Annotated in this window: 20 protein-coding genes and 1 riboswitch; of the genes, 10 read left to right on the forward strand and 10 right to left on the reverse strand. The window is 68.9% G+C overall.

Annotated elements, in window-relative coordinates; all coding sequences use genetic code 11:
* Positions 1–7 precede the first annotated feature (7 nt).
* Both ALIDE2_RS20015 and tsaE read right to left on the reverse strand, forming a co-directional pair.
* Positions 8–1,414: an N-acetylmuramoyl-L-alanine amidase gene (locus tag ALIDE2_RS20015; protein ID WP_013517959.1), complete on the reverse strand. Its 1,407-nt coding sequence runs from the start codon at positions 1,412–1,414 to the stop codon at positions 8–10.
* Entirely contained in the window at positions 1,411–1,920 is a 510-nt protein-coding gene (tsaE, locus tag ALIDE2_RS20020; RefSeq protein WP_013517960.1) for a tRNA (adenosine(37)-N6)-threonylcarbamoyltransferase complex ATPase subunit type 1 TsaE, read from the reverse strand. The genes ALIDE2_RS20015 and tsaE overlap by 4 nt, the downstream gene beginning before the upstream one ends.
* Between tsaE and queG the strand changes: the two genes are divergently transcribed.
* Positions 1,903–2,985 carry a tRNA epoxyqueuosine(34) reductase QueG gene (gene queG, locus ALIDE2_RS20025; protein ID WP_041701117.1) on the forward strand — a complete coding sequence of 361 codons (1,083 nt, stop codon included), beginning with the start codon at positions 1,903–1,905 and terminating at the stop codon, positions 2,983–2,985. The genes tsaE and queG overlap by 18 nt on opposite strands.
* Positions 2,986–3,043: 58 nt before the next feature.
* Here queG and ALIDE2_RS20030 read toward each other — a convergent pair whose 3' ends face one another.
* Entirely contained in the window at positions 3,044–3,961 is a 918-nt protein-coding gene (locus ALIDE2_RS20030; protein ID WP_013517961.1) for an AEC family transporter, read from the reverse strand.
* A 192-nt stretch (positions 3,962–4,153) separates the two neighbouring features.
* On the opposite strand from ALIDE2_RS20030, the gene ALIDE2_RS20035 reads away from it, so the two are divergent.
* From ALIDE2_RS20035 to ALIDE2_RS20045, 3 genes are all read left to right on the forward strand, one after another.
* On the forward strand, positions 4,154–5,119 hold the full coding sequence (locus tag ALIDE2_RS20035; RefSeq protein ID WP_013517962.1) for a tripartite tricarboxylate transporter substrate binding protein BugE: 966 nt from the start codon (positions 4,154–4,156) through the stop codon (positions 5,117–5,119).
* A 47-nt stretch (positions 5,120–5,166) separates the two neighbouring features.
* Positions 5,167–6,066, forward strand: a complete 900-nt coding sequence (gene xerD / locus ALIDE2_RS20040) for a site-specific tyrosine recombinase XerD (RefSeq protein ID WP_013722996.1) — start codon at positions 5,167–5,169, stop codon at positions 6,064–6,066.
* 296 nt (positions 6,067–6,362) lie between these two features.
* Positions 6,363–7,184, forward strand: coding sequence for a class I SAM-dependent methyltransferase (locus tag ALIDE2_RS20045; protein WP_013520485.1), 822 nt, complete (start codon positions 6,363–6,365; stop codon positions 7,182–7,184).
* A gap of 11 nt (positions 7,185–7,195) precedes the next feature.
* Here the strand turns inward: ALIDE2_RS20045 and thiC are convergent, their stop codons facing one another.
* The 4 genes from thiC to ALIDE2_RS20060 all read right to left on the reverse strand — a co-directional run bounded on the left by thiC (position 7,196) and on the right by ALIDE2_RS20060 (position 11,193).
* Positions 7,196–9,043: a phosphomethylpyrimidine synthase ThiC gene (gene thiC, locus ALIDE2_RS20050; RefSeq protein WP_013520486.1), complete on the reverse strand. Its 1,848-nt coding sequence runs from the start codon at positions 9,041–9,043 to the stop codon at positions 7,196–7,198.
* Between the two features lie 86 nt (positions 9,044–9,129).
* Positions 9,130–9,240: riboswitch (TPP riboswitch) on the reverse strand.
* Between the two features lie 39 nt (positions 9,241–9,279).
* A complete protein-coding gene (locus ALIDE2_RS25310; RefSeq protein ID WP_013520487.1) occupies positions 9,280–9,456 on the reverse strand; it encodes a hypothetical protein in 177 nt (58 codons plus the stop codon).
* 9 nt (positions 9,457–9,465) lie between these two features.
* Positions 9,466–10,389, reverse strand: coding sequence for a UDP-3-O-acyl-N-acetylglucosamine deacetylase (gene lpxC, locus ALIDE2_RS20055; RefSeq protein ID WP_013520488.1), 924 nt, complete (start codon positions 10,387–10,389; stop codon positions 9,466–9,468).
* Between the two features lie 39 nt (positions 10,390–10,428).
* Positions 10,429–11,193 (reverse strand): IclR family transcriptional regulator, encoded by a 765-nt coding sequence (locus tag ALIDE2_RS20060; RefSeq protein WP_013520489.1) that lies wholly within the window; start codon positions 11,191–11,193, stop codon positions 10,429–10,431.
* Between the two features lie 89 nt (positions 11,194–11,282).
* Here ALIDE2_RS20060 and ALIDE2_RS20065 point away from each other — a divergent pair, with 89 nt between their 5' ends.
* The 6 genes from ALIDE2_RS20065 (at position 11,283) to ALIDE2_RS20090 (ending at position 18,296) form a co-directional block, all read left to right on the forward strand.
* Positions 11,283–12,365: a cyclase family protein gene (locus ALIDE2_RS20065; RefSeq protein WP_013520490.1), complete on the forward strand. Its 1,083-nt coding sequence runs from the start codon at positions 11,283–11,285 to the stop codon at positions 12,363–12,365.
* Between the two features lie 11 nt (positions 12,366–12,376).
* Positions 12,377–14,095: an AMP-binding protein gene (locus ALIDE2_RS20070; RefSeq protein WP_013722997.1), complete on the forward strand. Its 1,719-nt coding sequence runs from the start codon at positions 12,377–12,379 to the stop codon at positions 14,093–14,095.
* Entirely contained in the window at positions 14,092–14,835 is a 744-nt protein-coding gene (locus ALIDE2_RS20075; protein ID WP_013520492.1) for an SDR family oxidoreductase, read from the forward strand. The genes ALIDE2_RS20070 and ALIDE2_RS20075 overlap by 4 nt, the downstream gene beginning before the upstream one ends.
* A 73-nt stretch (positions 14,836–14,908) precedes the next feature.
* The gene (locus tag ALIDE2_RS20080) at positions 14,909–16,114 is read left to right on the forward strand and encodes an ABC transporter substrate-binding protein (protein ID WP_013520493.1); all 1,206 of its coding nucleotides are present in this window, start codon (positions 14,909–14,911) and stop codon (positions 16,112–16,114) included.
* A gap of 16 nt (positions 16,115–16,130) precedes the next feature.
* Entirely contained in the window at positions 16,131–17,093 is a 963-nt protein-coding gene (locus tag ALIDE2_RS20085) for a tripartite tricarboxylate transporter substrate binding protein (RefSeq protein ID WP_013722998.1), read from the forward strand.
* Between the two features lie 3 nt (positions 17,094–17,096).
* Positions 17,097–18,296, forward strand: coding sequence for an acyl-CoA dehydrogenase family protein (locus tag ALIDE2_RS20090; RefSeq protein ID WP_013722999.1), 1,200 nt, complete (start codon positions 17,097–17,099; stop codon positions 18,294–18,296).
* Positions 18,297–18,376: 80 nt separating this feature from the next.
* Here the strand turns inward: ALIDE2_RS20090 and ftsZ are convergent, their stop codons facing one another.
* The 3 genes from ftsZ to ALIDE2_RS20105 all read right to left on the reverse strand — a co-directional run bounded on the left by ftsZ (position 18,377) and on the right by ALIDE2_RS20105 (position 21,876).
* Positions 18,377–19,597 carry a cell division protein FtsZ gene (gene ftsZ / locus ALIDE2_RS20095; RefSeq protein WP_013520496.1) on the reverse strand — a complete coding sequence of 407 codons (1,221 nt, stop codon included), beginning with the start codon at positions 19,595–19,597 and terminating at the stop codon, positions 18,377–18,379.
* A 171-nt stretch (positions 19,598–19,768) separates the two neighbouring features.
* Positions 19,769–20,998: a cell division protein FtsA gene (gene ftsA, locus ALIDE2_RS20100; protein ID WP_013520497.1), complete on the reverse strand. Its 1,230-nt coding sequence runs from the start codon at positions 20,996–20,998 to the stop codon at positions 19,769–19,771.
* A gap of 5 nt (positions 20,999–21,003) precedes the next feature.
* On the reverse strand, positions 21,004–21,876 hold the full coding sequence (locus ALIDE2_RS20105; RefSeq protein WP_013723000.1) for a cell division protein FtsQ/DivIB: 873 nt from the start codon (positions 21,874–21,876) through the stop codon (positions 21,004–21,006).
* Position 21,877: the final 1 nt, after the last annotated feature.

Consider the following 21,877-nt stretch of genomic DNA (forward strand, 5'->3'; position numbering starts at 1 on the left):
CCCATGCCTAGACCGACCGGCTGCGTGCCAGCGGCGGGTTCTTGGCGAAGTAGCGGATGATGCCGCGCATCAGCGCGTCGGCCAGCTGCTCCTGATAGGCGGCCGAGCGCAGCTTGGCCTCCTCCTCGGGGTTGCTGATGAAGGCCGTCTCCACCAGCACGCTGGGGATGTCCGGCGCCTTCAGGACCGCGAAGCCGGCTTGCTCCACGCGCGGCTTGTGCAGCCGGGCCATGCCGCCGATCTCGCCCAGCAGCACGCTGCCGAGCTTGAGGCTATCGTTGATCTGCGCCGTGGTGCTCATGTCCAGCAGCGCGCGCTGCACGTGCCGGTCCTGGCTGCCCACGTTCACGCCGCCGATCAGGTCGGCCTCGTTCTCCTTGTTGGCGAGCCATCGCGCGGCGGAGCTCGACGCCCCGCTCTGGCTCAGCGCGAACACGCTGGCGCCGCGCGCCGACGGGGTGGTGAAGGCATCGGCATGGATGGAAACGAATAGGTCGGCCTGCACGCGCCGCGCCTTCTCCACGCGCGTGCCCAGCGGCACGAAGTAGTCGCCGTCGCGCGTGAGGAAGGCGCGCATGGGGTTGCCGCCCACCTGGGTGGCGTTGATGCGGTCGCGCAGCTGGTGCGCCACCTTGAGCACCACGTCCTTCTCGCGCGTGCCGCCGGGGCCTATGGCGCCGGGGTCCTCGCCGCCATGGCCGGGGTCCAGGGCGACGATGATGAGGCGGTCGGTGGCGCGCGCCGTGGCGGGCGCCGCGCCGCGCGTGCGGGGCGGCGCGGCCGGCGCAGGCGCGTTCCCCGGCGCGGGCGGCGTTGGCATGCCCGGCTTGAGGCTGTGCTGCGCGATCAGCTCGTCCAGCGGGTCCGGGGCGGGCGCCTTGGCAATGTCCGGCGCGGCCGGCTGCGGGGCGCCGGCGGAAGATCCGGCGTCGCGCAGGCGCTCGGCGATCAGGGCCTCCAGCGGATCGGGCGGCACTGCGGGGTAGAGGTCGAACACCAGCCGGTGCTGGTAGGCGGCGACGGGCTGCAGCGTGAACACCTGGGGACGCGCCGCCTGCTTGAGATCCACCACCAGGCGCACCACGCCGGGCGCGTACTGGCCCACGCGGATGCCGGCGATGTTGGGGTCGTCGGGCCGCACCTTGGCCACCAGTTCGCGCAGCGAGGGGTCAAGGTCCAGTCCCTCGATGTCCACCGCCAGGCGCGGCGGCGTGGGCACGAAGAACTGCTTGGCGACGAGCTGGCGGTCGGATTCGATGGTCACGCGCGAATACTCGGGCGCGGGCCACACGCGCACAGCCACGATGGTGGCGCCGCGTGCGATCTGCTGCCGGCCCAGCAGCAGTACCAGGCTGCCCGCCTGCAGCAGCGTGCGGCGGGTGTGGAGCGGGTGGGGGAGGGGCGCGTCGCTCATGGGGTGTCGAGTCCTTGCAGTATGGCGCTGCCCAGGGGCGTGTGCGCCTGCAGAGTCACATGCCGGGCCAGATCATCCTCTGCTTCAATGTAAAGAGCAATATCCGCTGGCGGAGCAAGGGAACCGGCATTGTCCGGCCATTCGGCCAACTTCAGGCCGGGGCTGGCGAAGATGTCGCGAAAGCCGGCGTCCTCCCACTCGCGCGGGTCGTGGAAGCGGTAGAAGTCGAAATGCCATATGAACAGCCCTGGCGCCTGGTGCGGTTCGACCACGGCATAGGTCGGGCTTTTGATGCGCCCGGCCACGCCCAGGGCGCGCAGCAGGTGGCGCACCAGGGTGGTCTTGCCCGCACCCAGGTCGCCGTGCAGGGCAATGAAGGCGTTGGCCAGGCCCGGCTGCGCGGCCAGCCGCGCGGCGAAGCGCGCCGTGTCGTCCTCGTCCTGCCAGCGCAGCGACAGGCGGCGGGGCGTTTCTACAATCGGGTGTTGATGGTGTGCAGCAGTCAACTCGTTCCTCGGATCCAGGGCTGGGCGCGCGAGCTGGGATTCTCCCAAATCGGCGTGGCCGGCGTGGACCTGTCCGCCGCCGAGCCTGGATTGATGCAATGGCTTGCCGAAGGTTTCCATGGCGAGATGCATTACATGGCCGCCCATGGCCTCAGGCGCGCGCGCCCGGCCGAGCTGGTGCCGGGCACGGTGAGCGTGATCACCGCGCGCATGGACTACCTGCCGCGCACCACGCCCGAAGGCTGGCAGGCCGTGGAGTTCGAGCGGCTGCGGCGCCCGCAGGAGGCCATCGTCTCCGTCTATGCCCGGGGGCGCGATTACCACAAGGTGCTGCGCGCGCGCCTGCAGAAGCTCAGCGACCGCATCGCCGAGGCCGTGGGCCCGTTCGGTCACCGCGTGTTCACCGACTCGGCCCCCGTGCTGGAGGCCGAGCTGGCGCGCCGCAGCGGCCAGGGCTGGCGCGGCAAGCACACGCTGGTGCTCTCGCGCGAGGCGGGCTCCATGTTCTTCCTCGGCGAGATCTACCTGGACATGGCGCTCGCGCCCACGGAGCCCGTCACCGCGCACTGCGGCAGCTGCCAGGCCTGCATGGACGTGTGCCCCACGCAGGCCATCGTGGCGCCGCACCGCGTGGACGCGCGCCGCTGTATCTCCTACCTGACCATCGAGCACGCGGGGCCCATCCCCCCGGCGCTGCGCCCCCTCATGGGCAACCGCATCTATGGCTGCGACGACTGCCAGCTGATCTGCCCCTGGAACAAGTTCGCCCAGCCCAGCAGCCTGCCCGACTTCGACGCGCGCGCTCCCCTGGAGGGGCAGCAGCTGGCGCAGCTGTTCGCATGGGACGAGGCCATGTTCCTGCGCATGACCGAGGGCGGGCCCATACGCCGCATAGGGCACGAGCGCTGGCTGCGCAACATCGCCGTAGCGCTGGGCAATGCGCTGCGCGCCACGCGCGATGCCGGCGAGGCCGGTGCCCTGCGCGCCGCGCTGGCAACGCGCGCCAACGACGCGAGCGCCCTGGTGCGCGAGCACGTGGCCTGGGCGCTGGCGCAAGGAATTTGAAAGAAAATTGGCTCTAGCGCCCGTGTATCAGGCGTAAGCAGCTATCAATAGGGTAGCATCAGCGCAGCATGCCGAGCGCGAACGTCAGGCTCGCCACCCCCAGCACGGTGGACAGCGTCACCAGCCCCGCCACGTAGGCGCCGTTGTAGCCCATGCGCGCCGCCAGCACGTAGCAGCTGGAGGCCGTGGAGACGGCGCAAAAGGCCATCAGCACGGTGGTCTGCGTGGCGTCGAGCCGCAGCAGCCGCGCAAAGGCCCAGGCGATCAGGGGCTGGGCCAGGTGGCGTATGAACAGCACCGACGCCGACAGCAGCTTGCTGCGCGTGAGCAGGCCGAACTGCATGCCCGCGCCCGCGGCCATGAGCCCCAGGGCCAGCGAGGCGGCGCCTATGCGGCTGACCGAGGGCTCCAGCCACGGCGGTATGCGAAAGCCCAGCAGATTGGCCACCAGGCCCGTGACCGTGGCGATGATCAGCGGGTTGCGCAGCAGCTCGCGCACGAAGCCCTGCTGGCTGCCGCGCGCCATGGGCCACACGGCCGCCACGTTCAGCACGGGTACGCACACGCCGATGAGCACGGCCACCATCAGCAGGCCCTGGGCGCCGGCCAGGCGGTCGGCCAGGGCCAGCACGATGAAGGAGTTGAAGCGGAACGCCACCTGGGCCGCCGCCGCGTGGTCGCGCCGGTCGATGTGCCGGCCCAGCCAGGGCAGGTGCGGCAGGCTGTAGGCCAGCGCCACGCCGCACAGGCCGGTGCCCAGGCCCGCGGCGACCAGGCTCGCGGCCTCGCCCACGTCGATGGGGCTCTTGACGATGGACTGGAATAGCAGCACTGGGAACAGCAGGTAGTACACCAGGCTTTCCACCGGCTGCCAGACGCTGCGGTTCAGGGGCGTGTAGCGGCAGATCAGGTAGCCGCACAGGATCAGGGAGAAGTCGGGGAAAAGGAGCTGCGCGTAATTCACGGCGCGCAGCATACCGTGACGACGCGTGTCGCGCAGGCGACGCGGCGGCACGCGGCCATGGGGCGTCCGGGCGGAAAAACGCGGGAAATCACTGGCAGATCGGGGTGCCGGAAGGGCCCACTCGGGCGCCCGGGTGCCTTAGGATCGCCGCCTACCCCTTTCTGGCATTTTTTACCCAACACGATTGGGATGAGGAGATCTCACATGCAACGACGCAACTGCCTGGCCCTGGCCCTGCTGGCGGCGACGGCCGGCACGGCCTTCGCGCAGGCCTACCCCAACAAGCCCGTCAAGCTGCTGGTGCCGTTTGCCGCCGGCGGCACGACGGACATCATCGCGCGGGTCATCGCCGACCCGCTGTCGCGCGCGCTGGGGCAGTCGGTAGTGGTCGAGAACCGCGGCGGCGGCGGCGGCATCATCGGCGCGCAGGAAACCGCGCGCGCCACGCCCGACGGCTACAACCTGGGCATCGCCACCGTGTCCACCACGGCCGCCAACCCGGCCATCAACACCAAGGTGCCGTACAACCCGCTGACGGACTTCACCCCCATCATCAACATCGCGGCCACGCCCAACATCATCGCGGTGCATCCGAGCTTCCCGGCCAAGGACTACAAGTCCTTCCTGGCGGAACTCCAGAAGAACCCGGGCAAGTATTCGTACGCCTCGTCGGGCACGGGCGGCATCGGCCACCTGCTGATGGAGCTCTACAAGAGCCTCTCCAACACCTTCGTCACGCACATCCCCTACCGCGGCGCGGGCCCGGCCCTCAACGACACGGTGGCCGGCCAGGTGCCCATCATCTTCGACAACCTGCCCTCGGCGCTGCCGTTCATCAAGAGCGGTAAGCTCGTGCCCATCGTGGTGTCCGCGCCGCAGCGCGTGGCGGCCCTGCCCAACGTGCCCACCTTCAAGGAGGTGGGCCTGGAGCCCGTCAATCGCATGGCCTACTACGGCATCCTGGGCCCCAAGGGCCTGCCCAAGGACGTGGTGGACAAGATCAGCGCCGGCACCAAGAAGGCCCTGGAAGACCCCGCCGTGCGCAAGCGCATCGAGGACACCGACTCCATCATCGTCGCCAACACGCCCGAGCAGTTCGCCGAGCAGATCAAGGCCGAGTTCGAGATCTACAAGCAGGTGGTGCAAAAGCAGAAACTCACGCTGGAGTAAGCTGCTCCTTTCTATGGATCAAGGCCGCTCTCGGGCGGCTTTTTCACATGCTGCCCGAAAGCCAGAACGCCATCGACTCGTTCCTAGACGCCCTGTGGCTGGAGGATGGCCTGTCGCGCAACACCCTGGCCGCCTACCGCCGCGACCTCTCGCTGTATGCCGGCTGGCTGGCGGCGCAGCAGCCGCCTCTGGCGCTGGACGCCACGGCAGAGCACCATCTGAGCGGTTACTTCGCCGCGCGCCATGCCCAGACGCGTGCCACCTCCGCCAACCGGCGCCTGACGGTGCTGCGCCGCTACTTCCACTGGGCGCTGCGCGAGCGGCGCATCGCGCAGGATCCCACGGTGCGCCTGCTGGCCGCGCGCCAGCCGCTGCGCGTGCCCAAGACGCTGACGCAGGCGCAGGTGGAGGCGCTGCTGCACGCCCCGGACACGGCTACCGCCCTGGGCCTGCGCGACCGCACCATGCTCGAACTGATGTACGCCAGCGGCCTGCGCGTGAGCGAGCTGGTCACGCTCAAGACCTTCCAACTGGGGCTGGCCGAGGGCGTGCTGCGCATCACCGGCAAGGGCGGCAAGGAGCGGCTCGTGCCCTTCGGCGAGGAGGCGCGGCGCTGGCTGGAGCGTTACCTGGCCGAGGGGCGCGGCGCCATCCTGGCGGGCCGGCAGACCGACGACCTGTTCGTCACCCAGCGCGGCAGCGCCATGTCGCGCGTCATGTTCTGGGTCATCGTCAAGAAATGCGCGCAGCTCGCGGGCATCACCGCGCCGCTGTCGCCGCACACGCTGCGCCATGCGTTCGCCACGCACCTGCTCAACCATGGGGCGGACCTGCGCGTGGTGCAGTTGCTGCTGGGGCATGCCGACATCTCCACCACCACCATCTATACCCACGTGGCGCGCGAGCGCCTGAAGCAGCTGCATGCGCAGCACCACCCGCGCGGGTGAACCGGCGCGCTAGGGCGAATCGACATTCAAACACCCCCGTCGCCAAGGTCCTGGGCAGCCAACGGCTAGGCGCGAGACGCGCCGTGTATCGGGATACACCAGCGGCGAGCAACGACGCCGGAGGCTGCCCAGGGCCTTGGCCCGAAGGGTTGCCCATAGCGGCCCGCCATGCGTCGTTGCTCCTCGGTTGCTGGTGCCACCAGCGTCCTCCTCGCGCCTGGCCTGGCGGGCCGCTATGGGCAACGACGGGGGTGTTTGAATGTCGATTCGCCCTAGGGCAACTACCGGAGACTCTCATGACCATTCTCGAAGCACCCGCCATCGACTATGCGGCCATCAAGCAGCGCCAGCAGGCCGTCTGGTCCTCGGGCGACTACGCCGTCATCGGCGCCACCCTGCAGATCGTCGGCGAGAACCTGTGCGAGGCCGCGGACCTGCGCGCCGGCAGCGCCGTGCTGGACGTGGCCGCCGGCAATGGCAACGCCACGCTCGCCGCCGCCCGGCGCTTCGCGCGGGTCACCTCGACCGACTACGTTCCCGCCCTGCTCGAACGCGGGCGCGAGCGCGCCGCCGCCGAGCGCCTTGCGATCGAGTTCCGCGCGGCCGACGCCGAGGCCCTGCCGTTTGCCGACGCCAGCTTCGACGCCGCCCTGTCCACTTTCGGCGTGATGTTCGCGCCCGACCAGGAGCGCGCCGCCGCCGAACTGGTCCGCGTGGTGCGCCCCGGCGGGCGCATAGGGCTGGCCAACTGGACGCCCGACGGCTTCGTCGGGCTGCTGCTGAAGACCGTCGGCCAGCACATGCCGCCGCCGGCCGGCCTGCGGCCGCCGGTGCGCTGGGGCACGCCGCAGGGGTTGCGCGAGCTGTTCCCGGGCCAGCAGGTGCGGGCCACGCCGCGCGACTTCATGTTCCGCTACGAGTCGCCGCGCCACTGGCTGGAGGTGTTCCGCGCCTGCTACGGGCCGGTGCACCGCGCATTCACGGCGCTGGCGCCGGACCGGCAGGAACTGCTGGCGCGCGACATCCTCGCGCTGCTGGAGCGCTTCAACCGCGGCAGCGCACGGGCGCTGCTGGTGCCCGGCGCCTACCTGGAAGTGGTGATCACGCGCGGCGCCTGAGCGCCGTCATGTCAGCCCCGGACCGGATGGATGGGCACGTAGAGCTCGCCACCCGCGCGGTTGAACTCCGCGGCTTTTTCCTGCAGGCCCTGCTGGGCGAATTCGCGCACCTCCTGCGTGATCTTCATGGAGCAGAACTTCGGCCCGCACATGGAGCAGAAATGCGCCACCTTGGCCGCGTCCTTGGGCAGGGTCTCGTCGTGGTACTCCTGCGCGGTCTCGGGGTCCAGGCCCAGGTTGAACTGGTCCTGCCAGCGGAAGTCGAAGCGCGCCTGGCTGAGCGCGTCGTCGCGCGCGCGCGCGCCCGGGTGGCCCTTGGCGACGTCGGCGGCGTGCGCGGCGATCTTGTAGGCGATGATGCCTTGCTTCACATCGTCGCGGTCGGGCAGGCCCAGGTGCTCCTTGGGCGTCACGTAGCACAGCATGGCCGTGCCCATCCAGCCGATCATGGCGGCGCCGATGGCCGAGGCGATGTGGTCGTAGCCGGGCGCGATGTCGATGGTCAGGGGGCCGAGGGTGTAGAACGGCGCCTCGTGGCAGGTCTTGAGCTGCTCGGTCATGTTGGCCTGGATCATGTGCATGGGCACGTGGCCGGGGCCTTCGATCATGGTCTGCACGTCGTGCTTCCAGGCCACCTGGGTCAGTTCGCCCAGCGTGTGCAGCTCGGCGAACTGGGCCTCGTCGTTGGCATCGGACGCGCAGCCGGGGCGCAGGCCGTCGCCCAGGCTGAAGGCCACGTCGTACTGCTTCATGATGTCGCAGATGTCCTCGAAGTGCTCGTAGAGGAAGCTCTCCTTGTGGTGCGCCATACACCACTTGGCCATGATGGAGCCGCCGCGCGAGACGATGCCGGTGCGCCGCGCCGCCGTGAGGTGGATGTAGGCCAGGCGCACGCCCGCGTGGATGGTGAAGTAGTCCACGCCCTGCTCGGCCTGCTCGACCAGGGTGTCGCGGAAGATTTCCCAGGTGAGGTCCTCGGCGATGCCGCCCACTTTTTCCAGCGCCTGGTAGATCGGCACGGTGCCGATGGGCACGGGCGAGTTGCGCACGATCCAGTCGCGCGTGGTGTGGATGTTCTTGCCGGTGGACAGGTCCATCACGTTGTCGGCGCCCCAGCGGATGGCCCAGACGAGCTTTTCCACCTCTTCCTCGATGCTGGAGGTGACGGCCGAGTTGCCGATGTTGGCGTTGATCTTCACGAGGAAGTTGCGCCCGATGGCCATGGGCTCCACCTCGGGGTGGTTGATGTTGGCCGGGATGATGGCGCGGCCGCGCGCCACCTCGTCGCGCACGAACTCGGGGGTGATGACCTGGGGGATGCTGGCGCCCAGCGGGTTGCCGGCCAGGCGCTTCTCGCGGGCGGCGTCCTGCAGGTATTGCGCCATCCACTCGCGCCTGCCATTCTCGCGCAGCGCCACGTACTCCATCTCGGGCGTGACGATGCCGCGGCGCGCGTAGTGCATCTGCGTGACGTTGGCCCCGGCCTTGGCGCGGCGCGGCTGGCGCTGCAGGGCGGCGGCCTCCAGGCGCAGGGCCGCCAGTCGGGCGGCGTCCTCGCTCCTTTGCCCATCGTCGAGCGCCACCGGCTTGCGGCCTTCGTAAACCTCGCTGTCGCCGCGCTCCTCGATCCAGGCGCCGCGCACGCTCTGCAGGCCGCGCCGCACGTCGATCGTGGCGGCGGGATCGGTGTAGGGGCCCGAGGTGTCGTAGACGCTCACCACCTCGCCGTTGGTCAGGCGAATGTCGCGCACCGGCACGCGCAGGTCAGGGCGGCTGCCGGTGATGAAGGACTTGGCCGAGGCGGGAAAAGGCTCGCGCGTGCGGGCCAGCAGCTGGGAAAACGAATCGGGGGCGTTCATGGCGGGCATTCCTCAAAGGTTCTGGATGGAATGCTCCGCAATCGGCAGGACGGCCGGCGCGCATGCACCACGGCACGCGCGACCCCCCATCCCACTGCAGCTCTTCTTACGCTGGTACTAACCAGATCAAGTTCGCGGTTCTGGCGGTCGTGGTCCGCCATCTCAGCACGCCATTACGTGCACCCCGGAGCAGGGCAAAGTATAGGCGACTTGACTTGATCTGCGGCAATCAGGCCCTAGAGCACGCGTTCGAGGATCAGCACCAGGAAGAACATGGCCGCCGCGATGACGGTCCACTTGACGGTCACGAGCCCGAAGCGCTTGTAGCGCTGCTGGCCCGTGGCCGCGAAGAAGGCGAACGACACGGCCGCCACGAGCAGCAGCAGCATGACGGCCCAGCGAAAGAGCAGCATGGCGGCCCGCTACCAGGCGCGCGCCGGCTGGGCGAAGCCCGTGGGCGCCTGGCGCTCGTTGTCGAAGCTCACGACCTCCCAGGCGTCAGGCTGGGCCAGCAACGCGCGCAGCAGCTGGTTGTTCATGCCGTGGCCCGAGCGGAAGGCGCTGTAGGCCGCCAGCAGCGGCTTGCCCACGAGGTACAGGTCGCCCATGGCGTCCAGGATCTTGTGCTTGGCAAACTCGTCGTCGTAGCGCAGGCCGTCGGCGTTGAGCACCTTGTAGTCGTCCATGACGATGGCGTTGTCCAGCCCTCCGCCCAGCGCCAGGCCACTGGTGCGCAGCATCTCCACGTCCTTGGTGAAGCCGAAGGTACGCGCGCGGGCGATGTCGCGCGCGTAGTTGCCGCTCCCAAGGTCGAACTCCACGCTCTGCCCCGTGGAATCGACGGCGGGGTGAGCGAAGTCGATCTCGAAGCGCAGCTTGAAGCCGTGGTAGGGCTCCAGGCGCGCCCACTTGAGGTTGTGCCCTTCGCCCTCGCGCACCTCGACGGGGCGCGTGACGCGGATGAAGCGCTTGGGGACGTTCTGCAGCTCGACGCCCGCGCTCTGCAGCAGGAACACGAAGGACGCCGAGGAGCCGTCAAGGATGGGCACTTCCTCGGCCGTGATGTCGATATACAGGTTGTCCAGCCCCAGGCCGGCGCAGGCCGACATGAGGTGCTCCACCGTGTGCACCTTGGCACCGCCCGCGCCGATGGTGGAGGCCATGCGCGTATCGACCACGGCCGTCGCGGTGATGGGGATGTCCACCGGCTCGGGCAGGTCCACGCGGCGGAACACGATACCCGTGTCCGGCTGGGCCGGGCGCAGCGTCAACTCGACCCGCTGGCCGCTGTGCAGCCCCACGCCAACGGCGCGGGTCAGGGTCTTGATGGTGCGTTGCTGGAGCATAGAAGAGAGATTTTAGTTGGCAGGTCCTACGCCTGCTGCTCAGTATCTGAATAAGCGTATCGCCGGCGTCTGCAGCTCTTCCTCCAGAACCCGGAAGACGGCTTCCTTGTGCCCGTCCGTCATTCTCGACGCATGGGTCGCTACGCTGATGGCGGCGACGTGGTCGGCCTGGACCCGGATGGCGACGCCGATGCCCACGGCGCCCGTCGTCAAAAGGTTCTCGCTCTCCGAATGCTGTAGCTTGCGCGTGAACGCCACCATCTGCCACAGGCGGTCCTGCGTGATGCCCGCGGCCTCGTAGTCGAGGCAGCGGCGCTCGTAAATCTGCTTCAGCTCCCTGTCGCGCAAGGTGGCCGCAAGGGCCAGGCTGGCCGTGCCCTGGCCCAGCAAGCGAATCTGGCCCGTCATCAGGCTGTGTGCATGCAGCGGGTGATCGCCCGCCTCCACGTGCAAGCAATGCGCAAAGTCGCCAATGCGCACGATGAGGAATACCGAATGGCCGGTGCGGCGGGCAATGCGCTCCATGACGGGACGGCAGGCCTCGAAGATGGGGGGTTTCGTCATGGCGGACATGCCCGTGAACATGGCCTCCACGCCCAGCCGGTAGCGGCCGCTGCTCTCGTCCTTCGCGGCAAACCCCGATTGCGTGAGCACCATCAGCAGCCGCCGTGCCGTCGTCCTGTTGAGCCCGGCCAGCTGCGCCAGCTCGTTGATGGCCAGGCCCTGTACATGGTGGCCGGCGATCAACCGCAGCACGGCCACCAGACGGGCAGGACTCTGCGCTCCGGGAAACCCCGAGTTCATATCGTGAACATCCTGCCCATCCAACTTTGCCATCCCTCTCCCCCCCGGCCCATAGTGCGCCCGTCAGCCCGCTTCCACAGGAACATGAGATGAGCACTTACCGGCCCGTACACGCACCCCACATACCGCCCGTCGTCGGGGATGGAAGGACGCCCCGCTGGACACGGCGCCCGCCCCAATCGAACTGGGGAGACTTCGGCCCGGACGACCAATACGGTCGCCTGAACTACCTGGACGCCGAAAAGGTGAAACAAGCCGCGCTGGAAATCCAGACCGGGCAGCGGTTCTGCCTGAGCCTGCCGCTGAACCTCCCCGGCGGCAACGCCCTCAACCCACGCCGCCATCCTCCCGTCATCAAGCCATCCACGCGCCCGCAAGGCCCCGGGATGAATTTTGCGCTCTCCCAGGAGAACCCGAACTACACCGACGTGATCAGCGACGACTACGCGCAAATCTACCTGCAGTACTCGACCCAGTGGGACGCCCTGTCGCATGTCGGCAGCCATTTCGACGTCAATGGCGACGGCATCGACGAACTGGTCTACTACAACGGCTTCCAGGCGGGCATAGACATCCTGGCCCCCAAGGACCTGCCCGGCATGGATGGCCAGTCGCGCGCCAAGGCACTGGGCGTGGAGCGCCTGGCCGAGCAGGCCATCCAGGGCCGGGGCGTATTGGTCAATCTGCGCAAGCATTTCGGTGACGGCCACACCCTCGTGTCCGGCAGCATGCTCAAGCGCGTGCTGGAGCAGGACGGCATCGAGGTGGAAAAGGGCGACATCGTCGCGCTGTACACCGGCTTTTCCGACGCCCTCATCGGGTGCAACGGGCAGCCCCGCGCCGACATGGCGGAGACCGTCTGCGCGGTGCTCGACGGACGCGACCCGGAACTGCAGCAGTGGATCATCGACAGCCACATCGCCAGCCTGGTGGCGGACAACTACGGCATCGAGTCCGTTCCGGGCCGCCCCGTGGACGGCTCCTGCGCCTTCCTGCCGCTGCATGAGCTGTGCCTGTTCAAGCTCGGCATGCCGTTCGGCGAGCTGTGGTACCTGCACGAACTGGCGCAATGGCTGGAGCAGGCCGGCCGCTACCGCTTCATGCTGACGGCCCCTGCCTTGCGGCTCCCCGGCGCGGTAGGGTCCCCGGTGACGCCGGTTGCCACGGTGTGAGGGCCGACCCCATGGCCTCCATGATTCCGGGTGCGCAAGAAACCGCCGCCGCGCGCCCCGCCACCCTGGGCGGCATGCTCGCGCTCGCTCCTGCCGACGCGATCGCCCTGACCTTCGAACACCAGACGCTCACCTACGCCCAGCTGCGCGAACAGGTGGCGCACATGGCCGGCGGCCTGCACGGGCAGGGGCTGCGGGCGGGAGACGTGCTGGGCATCTGGCTGCCCAACACGCCGCGCTGGCTCATCCTGCATCTGGCCTGCGCCTCGCTGGGAGTGGCGACCCTGAGCCTCAACCTCAAGCTGGGGGTCAAGGAACTGGTCAGTTTCATCGACCGGTCGAAATGCAAGGCCCTGGCATTCGACCGCGGCATCGCCAACGCCCACGCGCTGGCCGGCAACGCCCCGCCGGGCGACGGCGCCGGCTTTCCGGAGGGCAACAGCCTTGCCCGGGTATGGCAGCAGCATGCCGGCTCCCTGCAGCTGATCATCGATGCGTCGGTGCATGCGGGGGATGCCGATGCCCCCGGCTGGCCTGCGCTGGCGCAGCAGATGCCGACGGCCCCTCATCGCGCGCCCGGCTGGATCCGGTGGGAAGCCCTGGCCGCGGCGCCCATGGCCTCGGACGGCGACCCAGCCACGCTGGCCCGCAGCGCCTGCATCATCCTGTCTTCGTCGGGAACGACCAGCATGCCCAAGCTGATCGTCCACAGCCAATCCAACGTCGCGCTGCACTCCCAGGACGCAGCTGCCGGCTTTGCCGTCGATGGCGGCAGCGCCACCTTGCTGGCGCTGCCCATGTGCGGCGCGTTCGGCTACTGCGCGACCATGGCGACGCTCGCGGCCGGGGCCAGGCTGGCGATGCACGAGGCCTTCCATCCCGCGCAGGCCGCCGACGCGCTGCGGCAGCAGGCCATCACCCACATGTTCGGTACCAACGACATGGTGGACAAGATGATCGCGCCCCTGCCCGCGGACTGGCGCCCCAGGGCGCTGCGCTTCTTCGGGCACGCCAACTTCGTCCCCGGGCTCGATGATCTGCCCGCCAAGGCGCAGCAACTGGGCATTCCCATGGTGGGCTGCTTCGGCATGAGCGAAATCCTGGCGCTGTTCGCCCACCAGGACCCGGCCGCGCCGCTGGAGCGGCGCTCCCAGGCGGGCGGCTTCCCCATCACTGCGGGCGCCGAGGTGCGCGCCCGCCTGGTGGAGACCGGGGCGCTGGCCGCGCCCATGGAGCCGGGCGAGCTGGAGTTCCGCGGCCCCCACATGATGCGGGAGTACCTGGGCAATCCGGAGGCGACGGCACAGGCATTCACCGACGATGGTTTTCTGCGCTCGGGCGACCTGGGCTACGTGAACGGCGACGGAGGCTTCACCCATGTGTCGCGGCTGGGCGACGTGCTGCGCATCGGTGGTTTTCTGGTCAACCCTGCCGAGATCGAAGAGGCCGTCCTCAACGCCAGCGGCGCCAGTGCCTGCCAGGTCGTCGCCGTGAATGCGGCGGGCAGCTCCCGGCCCGTCGCCTTCGTGATTCCGGACGCCGGGGAGACCATGGACGAAAGCGCCGTCAAGGCCCTGCTGCAGCAGCAGATCGCCCGCTACAAGGTGCCGATCCGCATCTTCGCCGTCGATGCCTTCCCCTGCACCACGGGGCCCAACGGCACGAAGGTCAAACGCAACGAGCTCCGTGAGCTCGCCCAATCGCTGCTCGCACAGGAGGCATCGAAATGAGTCCGACACCCCAGCAAACCACCCGGCGCGTCCTCGTCACGGGCGCCAGCCGCGGCATTGGCCGTGCCGCCATGCGCCATCTGGCCGATGCCGGCTACCAGGTCGTCGGCCTGGCGCGCCATGCCCCTGGCGATGCGCGCCCGGACGAGCGGTTCGTGCAATGCGACCTGGCGGACCTGGAAGCCGCGCGCCAGGTCGTCGAAGGCCTGGCCCGGGAGGGAGGTTTCTACGCCCTGGTCAACAACGCCGCCATCGCCCACACCACCAGCATCGCCGACACGCGGGTCGCCGACATGAACGAGGCCATGGCCCTGAACGTCAACGCCGCGCTGGTCTGCCTGCAGGCCCTGATGCCCGGCATGCGGCAGGCCGGCGCGGGCCGCGTGGTGAACATCTCTTCGCGCGCGGCCCTGGGCAAACCCAATCGCACCGCGTACAGCGCAACCAAAGCGGCCCTGATCGGGATGAGCCGGACCTGGGCGCTGGAGCTGGCCCCGCACAACATCACCGTCAACGTCATCGCGCCCGGCCCGGTGGCCACGGAGCTGTTCAAGCAGGCCAGCCCGCCCGGCGCCGAGCAGACCCGCGCCCTGCTGGCCGCGGTGCCGCTGCAGCGCATAGCGGAACCGGAGGAAATCGCCCATGCCATCGGCTTCCTGCTGCATCCGCTGGCGGGCTACATGACCGGGCAGACGCTGCACATCGACGGCGGCCTGACCATCAGCGCCGCCCGGCTGTGAAGCCCGGCAGCAGCGGCCCATCGCTTCCCCCCAACCAACCATCCATCACACAAAGAGAGAAGGAGACGACACCATGTCATTCAGACACCATTGCGCCGCGGCCGCGGCCGCGCTGCTGTGCACGGCAGCCCAGGCGCAGGGCAGCCAGCCCGTGCGCATCGGCCTCATCGTGGACCAGTCCAGCGTGTACTCCGCCGTCACGGGCAAGGGCAGCATCACGGGTGCGCAAATGGCGATCGAGGAGCATGGCGGCAAAGTGCTCGGGCGCACCATCGAGCTGCTGAATTTCGACCACCAGAGCAAGGCGGATTCGGCGGCATCGAAAGCCAGGGAGTGGTACGACAACGGCGTCGATGCCATCCACGAGGCAAGCGGCTCCGCCGCCGCGCTGGCCGTGCTCAACGTAGCCAAGGAAAAGAACAAGGTGCTGGTGATGAGCGGCCCCGCCAGCGACCGCATCACGGGCGACATGTGCGCTCCCACCGTGGCCCATTGGGCATACAACTCCCATGCGCTGGCCAACACCGTCGGCAAGGCGGCGGCCGAGCGCTTCGGCAAGAACTGGTTCTTCATCGCGGCCGACTACTCGGGCGGCCAGGACGTGGTCAAGGCCACGACCCAGGCCATTGCAACCGTGGGCGGCAAGGTCATCGGCGAGGCCAAGCACCCGCTGAACGCATCCGACTTCTCGTCCGCCGTCGTGCAGGCCCAGTCCAGCAAGGCCGACGTCGTGGGCCTCGCCAATTTCGGCAATGACCTGGTCAACTCGATCAAGGCAGCGCGCGAGTTCGGCATCAAGCCCGACGGCAAGCAAAAGCTGGCCAGCCTGCTGATGTACATCACCGACGTGCACTCGCTGGGCCTGAAGACCGCGCAAGGGATGCTGCTGTCCGAAGCGTTCTACTGGGACATGAACGACGAGACGCGCGCATTCGCGAAGAAGTACTTCGCCAGGATGAACGCCATGCCCAACATGAGCCAGATGGGCGTCTATTCCTCGGTCAAGCATTACCTCAAGGCCATCGAGGCGGCCGGCACGACGGACGCCGGCGCGGTCATGGCCAAGATGCGTGAATTGCCCGTGAACGACGTCTTCGCCAAGAACGGGAAGCTGCGCACCGACGGGATGATGGTCCACGACATGTACCTCTTCCAGGTCAAGACGCCGGCCGAATCGAAATACCCGTGGGACTACTACAAGGTCATGGGCTCGGTGCCTGCCGACAAGGCCTTCGTGCCGCTGAGCGAGTCCAGTTGCCCGCTGGCGAAGAAGCCCTGAAACAGGAGACGCCCCCATGCATCTCTCCATGCTCAAGCGCGCCGCCGTACTGGCGTGCGCCACCGTACTGGCTCTGCCGGCCTTCGCCGCGGAGGACTATCCCAGGACGCCCATCACCCTCGTCGTAGGGTACGGAGCCGGCGGCGGCACCGACGTCTGCAACCGCGCCCTGGCACTGGACGTCGGCAGGCAGCTGGGCCAGCCCCTGGTGGTGGACAACAAGCCCGGGGCCGGCTCGTCGCTCTCGGTCGGCTTCATCACCCGGCAGCGGCCGGACGGCTACAGCATCGCGTCGCTCTCCACGGGGGGCGTGCTCAACCAGGTGCTTTCGCCCAACGTCAAGTACGACGTCACCAAAGACCTCACGCCCATCGCCATGGTGGCGCAGTACCAGGTCGGCCTCCTGGTGCGGGCGGATTCGGCATACAAGACGATGGCCGATCTGATCAATGCGGCCCAGAGCGCCAAGAAGCCCCTGACCTACAGCACGGCGGGCATTGGAACGCCGCAGCACCTGACGACGGAGCGGCTCGCGCAGAAGACAGGCACGCAGTGGGTCCACGCCCCCTACAAGAGCGGCCCGGAAGCGATCACCGCGCTGATGCGCGGAGACGTCGACTTCATGGCCCAGACCGCGGAGTGGGTGCCGTATGTGTGCGACGGGCGCCTGCGCCTGCTGTCGGTCTTCACCGGCGAGCGCATCAAGGGCTTCGATGCGCCGACCCTCAAGGAGCTGGGGTACGACCTCGTCGCCCCCAGCATCCTGGGCATCGCGGGGCCCGCAAGAATGGACGCGGCCATCGTGAAGAAGCTGCAGGACGCTTTCCACAAGGCGATCCAGACGGCCGAGTTCCAAAGCTGCGCGGACCAGTTCGGCCTGAAGCCCGACTTCAAGGACTCTGCGGCCTTCGGGGCGTTCCTGAAGGACACGCTGGCCGGCTGGACGCCGCTGCTCAGGCAATTCGCAAGCAAGGAATGAACGATGACCACCCAACACACCCAGAGCTCCCCCGCCTGGCTCGAATGGCCATTTCTCGACGATGGCCATCGCCGGCTCGCCGTGGAGCTTGATGCCTGGTGCCAGGACCACCTGCAGCACATCGACGAGACCGATCTGCATGCCGCGTGCCGAGCCCTGGTTTCCGCGCTCGGGCAAGACGGCTGGCTGCGGTACTGCGTCGTCGCGGGCGACAAGGGCCAGTTCGGCGGCCAGGCGGCCGAGCTGGACTCCCGCAGCCTGTGCATCATCCGGGAGACCCTGGCACGCCACCATGCCCTGGCGGACTTCGCATTCGCCATGCAGGGGCTGGGCAGCGGCACCATCTCCCTTGCGGGCAGCGATGCACAGAAGGCCGCCTATCTGCCGGCGGTGGCCCGGGGCACGAAGATCGGCGCGTTCGCACTGTCCGAGCCCGACGCCGGCTCGGACGTGGCCGCGCTGTCGTGCAGGGCCGAAGCCGATGGCGACGGCTACGTGCTCAACGGCAGCAAGACCTGGATCTCCAACGGAGGGCTCGCGGATTTCTACTGCGTGTTCGCGCGCACGCAGGCCGACGCGGGTTCACGCGGCATTTCCGCCTTCATCGTGGATGCCGGTACCGCGGGCCTGAGCGTGGACGACTCCATCAGCGTGATCTCGCCCCACCCGCTGGCCTCGCTCCACTTCGAGAACTGCAGGGTTCCTCGAAGCTGCATGCTGGGGCCACCCGACCAGGGGTTCAAGCTGGCCATGCGCTCGCTCGACATTTTCCGTGCCTCGGTTGCCGCCGCGGCCATCGGCTTTGCGCGCCGGGCGATGCAGGAAGGCCTGCAGCACGCCACCCGGCGCAGGATGTTCGGGCAGACGCTGGCGGACTTCCAGCTGACGCAGGCCGCCTTCGGGGACATGGCCACGGCCATAGACCAGAGCGCCCTGCTCACCTACAGGGCCGCGTGGGTGCGTGACGTGCAAAAGCGCGCATCCACCGCGGAAACGGCAATGGCAAAAATGGCAGCCACCGAGTCGGCGCAGCAGGTGATAGACCGTGCGCTGCAAATGTTCGGCGGCAAGGGCGTGACCGTGGGCAATCCGCTCGAACGCCTTTACCGGGACATCCGCTCGCTGCGCATCTACGAAGGCGCGACGGAGGTCCAAAAGCTCATCATCAGCCGGGAGGTGCTCAGGCCCTTCGCGCCGCATTGAGCCGGCGGCCGTGCGCCCAACAAAAAACCGGTGCCATGGCACCGGTTTTTTTCTGGGCCGCGGGCGTTGCCGCCGCGTGGTCAATCCGCCTGCTTGCGCAGGAACGCGGGGATCTCCAGCTCGTCCATGCCGCCCGAGGACAGCGCGTCCACGCGCGCCGTGGCCGCCGTGCGGGTGCTGCGCCAGACGCTGGGCACCTGCATGTTGCCGTACTCGGCCTGGGCCGCGCCGCCGAGCACGCCGCCCGGCATGGCGGCGCCCGCCATGGGCATCTGGTAGGCCACGTTGTCGGTGCCGGTGCGCAGGGACTGCACCACCTGCATGGTCTGGCGGCGCGCGTTCTGGCGCGACAGGCCCGTGGCCACCACCGTCACGCGGATGTCGTCGCCCAGGCTGTCGTCGTAGGCGGCGCCGAAGATGACGTGCGCGTCGGGCGAGGCGTAGGCGTTGATGGTGTTCATCGCCAGGCGCGACTCGGACAGCTTGAGGCTGCCCTTGCTGGCCGTGACCAGCACCAGCACGCCCTTGGCGCCCGAGAGGTCGATGCCTTCGAGCAGCGGGCAGGCGATGGCCTGCTCGGCCGCGATGCGCGCACGGTCGGGGCCGCTGGCCGTGGCCGTGCCCATCATGGCCTTGCCGGGTTCGCCCATCACGGTGCGCACGTCCTCGAAGTCCACGTTCACCTGGCCGTACTCGTTGATGATCTCGGCGATGCCGCCCACGGCGTTCTTGAGCACGTCGTTGGCGTGAGCGAAGGCCTCGTCCTGGGTGATGTCGTCGCCCAGCACTTCGAGCAGCTTCTCGTTGAGCACCACGATCAGCGAATCGACGTTGGCCTCCAGCTCGGCCAGGCCCTCGTCGGCGTTCTTCATGCGGCGGCCGCCCTCCCAGTCGAAGGGCTTGGTGACCACGCCCACGGTGAGGATGCCCATCTCCTTGGCCACGCGCGCGATCACGGGCGCGGCGCCCGTGCCCGTGCCACCACCCATGCCGGCGGTGATGAACAGCATGTGCGCACCGGCAATGGCCTGGCGGATGTCCTCCTGCGCGGCCTCGGCGGCCTCGCGGCCCTTGTCGGGCTTGCTGCCGGCGCCCAGGCCGTTGCTGCCCAGCTGGATGGTGCGGTGCGCCGTGCTGCGCGAGAGCGCCTGGGAGTCGGTGTTCGCGCAGACGAACTCCACGCCCTGCACGCTGCGCGCGATCATGTGCGCGACGGCGTTGCCGCCGCCACCGCCGACACCGATCACCTTGATCTGCGTGCCCTGGTTGAACTCTTCGGACTCGATCATTTCGATGGTCATGATGCTGCTCCTGAAACTTCCGTTGTGATATGCAATTGCCAAAGGTTTGTGCGTGTTCCTGTCCTGTGACGGGTCGTCCCGCCGGGGGGCGGAGCGGTACTTCGCCATCGCCCCCGCTTCCTGCGGGGCGGGCCGGCGCGCGCGAGCCAGAGCAGTGGGGCCGTCGTCATCTCAGAAATTCCCCACGATGAAGTCCTTGAAGCGGCCGAAGGCGGTCTTCACCGAACCGCTCTTGGCCGCCACCTTGAAGCCGCGCAGCCGCGCCAGGCGCGCCTCTTCGAGCAGGCCCATGACGGTGGCCGCGCGCGGCTGGGCGATCATGTCGGCCAGCGCGCTCGAATACTTCGGCAGGCCGCGGCGCACGGGCTTGAGGAAGATGTCCTCGCCCAGCTCGACCATGCCCGGCATGACCGAGCTGCCGCCCGTGAGCACGATGCCCGAGGACAGCACCTCCTCGTAGCCCGACTCGCGGATCACCTGCTGCACCAGCGAGAAGATCTCTTCCACGCGCGGCTCGATGACGCCGGCCAGCGCCTGCTTGCTCAGCATGCGCGGGCTGCGGTCGCCCAGGCCCGGCACCTCCACCTGCGCCTCGGGGTCGGCCAGCAGCTGCTTGGCGTAGCCGCTTTCCACCTTGATGTCCTCGGCGTCCTTGGTCGGCGTGCGCAGCGCCATGGCGATGTCGCTCGTGATCAGGTCGCCCGCGATCGGCAGCACGGCCGTGTGGCGGATCGCGCCGCCGGTGAAGATGGCCACGTCGGTGGTGCCCGCGCCGATGTCGACCACGGCCACGCCCAGCTCGCGCTCGTCGTCGGTGAGCACAGCCTGGCTGCTGGCCAGCGGGTTGAGCATGAGCTGCTCGACCTCCAGGCCGCAGCGGCGCACGCACTTGATGATGTTCTCGGCCGCGCTCTGCGCGCCGGTCACGATGTGGATCTTGGCCTCCAGGCGGATGCCGCTCATGCCGATGGGCTCCTTCACGTCCTGCCCGTCGATCACGAATTCCTGCGGCTCCACCAAGAGCAGGCGCTGGTCGCTGGAGATGTTGATGGCCTTGGCCGTCTCCACCACGCGCGCCACGTCGGCCGGCGTGACCTCCTTGTCCTTCACCGCCACCATGCCGCTGGAGTTGAGCCCGCGGATGTGGCTGCCGGTGATGCCGGTGTAGACGCGCTGGATCTTGCAGTCAGCCATCAGCTCGGCCTCCTTGAGGGCCTGCTGGATGCTCTGCACCGTGGCGTCGATGTTCACCACCACGCCGCGCTTGAGGCCGTTGCTGGGCGCCACGCCCAGGCCGGCGAGCTTGAGCTCGCCGCCCGGCATCACCTCGGCCACCACGGCCATGACCTTGGCGGTGCCGATGTCCAGCCCCACGACCACGTCTTTGTATTCTCTTGCCATAGTTCTCAGTCCTGCCCTCGGTTGTTCTTTGCTGCCGCGCGCGCGCGTGCCGCCGCGCGCGCCGCCGCCTTGCGCTCCGCCTCGCGCTGGGCGGCCACGCGCTGCGCCTCGGTGGCCACCGTGGTCACCCCGCGCAAGCGCAGCGCGTAGCCGTCCGCATAGCGCAGGTCGGCGTATTCCAGCGCGTCCACGCCGCGCCCCTGCTGCCTGGCCACGCCGGGCAAGGTGCTCACCAGGCGGCGCGCGCGGTCGAGCACCAGGTCCTGCGTGCCGCTGCCCAGCTCCAGCACGGCGCCGCCGGCCAGGGCGACGCGCCAGCCGCCGTTGCCCGTGAGCTCCAGCGTGTCGATGCCCGCGCCCAGCGGCTCCAGCACGGGCGCCAGGCGCCGGACCATGTCCAGCATCTCGGCGGACCGCCCGGGCGCGCCCAGCAGGCGCGGCAGGCCGTCCTGCTCCACGTCGTCGGCATCGGCCTCGAAGACCTCGCCCTGGCTGTCGACCAGCGTGGCGCTGCCCTCGGGGCCCCAGTAGGCTGCCACGTCGTGCTCCTGCAGCTGCACGCGCAGGCCGCTCGGGAATTCGCGGCGCACATGGGCGCTGCGCACCCAGGGCACCTGCTCGAAGGCGCGGCGCGCGGCCTCCAGGTCCACGGTGAAGAAGTTGCCCACGAGCTGCGGCGCCACGTTGGCGCGCAGGCTCAGGGCGCTGGTGTGCACCAGATCGCCCTCGACGGCGATGTGCCCGATCGCGAACGCGGGCTGGCGCAGCAGCCACGCGCCGCCCGCCACCAGCACGCCCACGACGCAGCCCACGAACAGGACCGTGGCGGTCATGTTCATGAGGCGTACGTCCAGCGGTGTGGGCAGCGTGGCGTTCATG

This window comes from Alicycliphilus denitrificans K601, assembly GCF_000204645.1.
Taxonomy (GTDB): domain Bacteria; phylum Pseudomonadota; class Gammaproteobacteria; order Burkholderiales; family Burkholderiaceae_C; genus Alicycliphilus; species Alicycliphilus denitrificans.

What these genes read in the sequence shown, in the direction of transcription:
- ALIDE2_RS20015 (WP_013517959.1), bottom strand. Translation starts at nt 1,414, where the DNA reads ATGAGCGACGCGCCCCTCCCCCACCCGCTCCACACCCGCCGCACGCTG.
- queG (WP_041701117.1), top strand. Translation starts at nt 1,903, where the DNA reads ATGGTGTGCAGCAGTCAACTCGTTCCTCGGATCCAGGGCTGGGCGCGC.
- ALIDE2_RS20030 (WP_013517961.1), bottom strand. Translation starts at nt 3,961, where the DNA reads ATGCTGCGCGCCGTGAATTACGCGCAGCTCCTTTTCCCCGACTTCTCC.
- ALIDE2_RS20035 (WP_013517962.1), top strand. Translation starts at nt 4,154, where the DNA reads ATGCAACGACGCAACTGCCTGGCCCTGGCCCTGCTGGCGGCGACGGCC.
- xerD (WP_013722996.1), top strand. Translation starts at nt 5,167, where the DNA reads ATGCTGCCCGAAAGCCAGAACGCCATCGACTCGTTCCTAGACGCCCTG.
- ALIDE2_RS20045 (WP_013520485.1), top strand. Translation starts at nt 6,363, where the DNA reads ATGACCATTCTCGAAGCACCCGCCATCGACTATGCGGCCATCAAGCAG.
- thiC (WP_013520486.1), bottom strand. Translation starts at nt 9,043, where the DNA reads ATGAACGCCCCCGATTCGTTTTCCCAGCTGCTGGCCCGCACGCGCGAG.
- ALIDE2_RS25310 (WP_013520487.1), bottom strand. Translation starts at nt 9,456, where the DNA reads ATGCTGCTCTTTCGCTGGGCCGTCATGCTGCTGCTGCTCGTGGCGGCC.
- lpxC (WP_013520488.1), bottom strand. Translation starts at nt 10,389, where the DNA reads ATGCTCCAGCAACGCACCATCAAGACCCTGACCCGCGCCGTTGGCGTG.
- ALIDE2_RS20060 (WP_013520489.1), bottom strand. Translation starts at nt 11,193, where the DNA reads ATGAACTCGGGGTTTCCCGGAGCGCAGAGTCCTGCCCGTCTGGTGGCC.
- ALIDE2_RS20065 (WP_013520490.1), top strand. Translation starts at nt 11,283, where the DNA reads ATGAGCACTTACCGGCCCGTACACGCACCCCACATACCGCCCGTCGTC.
- ALIDE2_RS20070 (WP_013722997.1), top strand. Translation starts at nt 12,377, where the DNA reads ATGGCCTCCATGATTCCGGGTGCGCAAGAAACCGCCGCCGCGCGCCCC.
- ALIDE2_RS20075 (WP_013520492.1), top strand. Translation starts at nt 14,092, where the DNA reads ATGAGTCCGACACCCCAGCAAACCACCCGGCGCGTCCTCGTCACGGGC.
- ALIDE2_RS20080 (WP_013520493.1), top strand. Translation starts at nt 14,909, where the DNA reads ATGTCATTCAGACACCATTGCGCCGCGGCCGCGGCCGCGCTGCTGTGC.
- ALIDE2_RS20085 (WP_013722998.1), top strand. Translation starts at nt 16,131, where the DNA reads ATGCATCTCTCCATGCTCAAGCGCGCCGCCGTACTGGCGTGCGCCACC.
- ALIDE2_RS20090 (WP_013722999.1), top strand. Translation starts at nt 17,097, where the DNA reads ATGACCACCCAACACACCCAGAGCTCCCCCGCCTGGCTCGAATGGCCA.
- ftsZ (WP_013520496.1), bottom strand. Translation starts at nt 19,597, where the DNA reads ATGACCATCGAAATGATCGAGTCCGAAGAGTTCAACCAGGGCACGCAG.
- ftsA (WP_013520497.1), bottom strand. Translation starts at nt 20,998, where the DNA reads ATGGCAAGAGAATACAAAGACGTGGTCGTGGGGCTGGACATCGGCACC.
- ALIDE2_RS20105 (WP_013723000.1), bottom strand. Translation starts at nt 21,876, where the DNA reads ATGAACGCCACGCTGCCCACACCGCTGGACGTACGCCTCATGAACATG.